The sequence below is a fragment of the Pseudomonas juntendi genome, from assembly GCF_009932375.1.
Classification (GTDB): domain Bacteria; phylum Pseudomonadota; class Gammaproteobacteria; order Pseudomonadales; family Pseudomonadaceae; genus Aquipseudomonas; species Aquipseudomonas juntendi.
The window spans coordinates 1-288 of record NZ_BLJG01000489.1; the positions used below are offsets into that span (position 1 = coordinate 1).

Consider the following 288-nt stretch of genomic DNA (forward strand, 5'->3'; position numbering starts at 1 on the left):
CGCCCTCTTCGCGGGCTGGCCCGCTCCCACAGGTACAGCACAGATTTCAGATACTGTGCGGTCCTTGTGGGAGCGGGCAAGCCCGCGAAGAGGCCGGCAAGGTCCAACACAACCTAGATTCCCAAGCACCTATGCCGAATATTCTCCTGGTCGAAGACGACAGCGCCCTGTCCGAGTTGATCGCCAGCTACCTGCAACGCAACGACTTCCACGTCCAGGTGATCGCCCGCGGCGATCATGTGCTGGACGAGTACCGCCGGCAAAAGCCCGATCTGGTCATTCTCGACC

At 61.1% G+C, this 288-nt stretch carries 1 protein-coding gene; it reads left to right on the forward strand.

Annotated elements, in window-relative coordinates:
- Positions 1-131: 131 nt before the first annotated feature.
- The coding region (locus GYA94_RS26885; RefSeq protein WP_161893477.1) for a response regulator at positions 132-288 on the forward strand (157 nt) is incomplete at its 3' end.